Origin of the sequence: Mycobacterium sp. E2479, from assembly GCF_001667925.1 — a bacterium.
GTDB lineage: Bacteria > Actinomycetota > Actinomycetes > Mycobacteriales > Mycobacteriaceae > Mycobacterium.
Map to the genome: position 1 here is coordinate 1 of NZ_LZJR01000060.1, position 1,425 is coordinate 1,425.

2 protein-coding genes are annotated in these 1,425 nt (G+C 60.3%); one reads left to right on the forward strand and one right to left on the reverse strand.

The genetic code is table 11. From position 1 onward, the window contains the following. On the forward strand, nt 1-585 hold a 585-nt coding region (locus A5686_RS07320; protein ID WP_067929809.1), incomplete at its 5' end, for a class I SAM-dependent methyltransferase. A gap of 60 nt (nt 586-645) precedes the next feature. Here A5686_RS07320 and A5686_RS07325 read toward each other — a convergent pair. Next, nucleotides 646-1,425 (reverse strand): cyclopropane mycolic acid synthase family methyltransferase (locus A5686_RS07325; protein ID WP_156749989.1); only part of this gene is annotated, 780 nt, incomplete at its 5' end.

The window sequence follows — 1,425 nt, forward strand, 5'->3', positions numbered from 1 at the left end:
ACGCTCTCGGAGAACCAGGCCGAGCACGTGCAGAAGTCGTTCGATCAGATGGACACCACCCGCAGCAGGCGGGTGCTGCTGGAGGGCTGGGAAAAGTTCCACGAGCCGGTGGACCGGATCGTGTCGATCGGCGCGTTTGAGCACTTCGGTCGCCAGCGCTACGGCCGCTTCTTCAAGATGGCCTACCAAGCGCTGCCGCCAGGCGGAGTGATGTTGCTGCACACCATCGTTCGGCCGTCGTTCAGGGATGCCCGCGCCAGGGGCATGAAACTGACCCACGAGATCGTCCAGTTCTCGCAATTCATCCTGGCCGAGATCTTTCCCGGCGGCTGGCTGCCGACCCCGCAGACCGTCGGCGAATACGGGGTCACGGCGGGCTTCGACCTGACCCGGGTCCAGTCGCTGCAGTTGCACTACGCCAGGACACTGGATCTATGGGCCGAGGCGCTCGAGGCGAATCGCGAGCAGGCGTTGGCCATCCAGTCTCAGGAGGTCTACGACCGCTACATGAAGTACCTCACCGGCTGCGCGAAGCTGTTCCGGGAGGGCTACACCGACGTCAACCAGTTCACGTTGGAGAAGTGACCGGCTCACCATAGGCACTCAGCCCCAACGGATCACCGTTGTGCGCTGAAATGCTGTGAGCTACTTGACCAACGTGAATTGCCCCACGTTGCTGATGCCCTTGCGGAAGAAGTTCTCGCACCCGGTCAGATAGTGCATGTACTTGTCGTAGATCTCCTGGGACTGGAGAGCGATCGCCTTCTCCTTGTTGGCTTCCAGATTCGCCGCCCAGATGTTGAGGGTCCGCGCGTAATGCTCCTGCAGCAGCTGCACCCGCTCGATCGAGAAGCCCGCGGCCTCGCCGAATTTGAAAATGTCTTTCTGCGCCGGCAACTGACCCCCGGGGAAAATCTCCTGGCCGATGAAGCGCGCGAATCGAATATCGCTCATCGTCAATGTGACGCCCAGTGCGGGATATTCCTGCCAGTGATACATCAAGATCGTATGCAAAAGCATCCGGCCATCATCGGGAAGGATGTCGTAGGCGCGTTCAAAAAATGCGGAATAGCGTTCCATCTTGAATGCTTCGAAGGCGCCGATGGAGACAATCCGGTCGACTTTGTCTTCGAACTCTTCCCAGCCCTGCAGGCGCACCTCGATGTTGCGGTTGGTCGGCAGGCCGGCCAGCTTGTTCTTGCTGTACTCGAACTGGTTGCGGCTCAGCGTAATTCCGATGACATTGACGTCATATTTCTCGACGGCTCGCCGCAGGGTGGCCCCCCAGCCGCAGCCGATGTCCAGCAGAGTCATCCCAGGCTCGAGCTTGAGCTTTCCCAGCGCCAGATCGATCTTCGCGATCTGCGCCTCCTCGAGGGTCATGTCCTCACGCTCGAAGTACGCGCAGCTGTAGGTCTGGGTGGG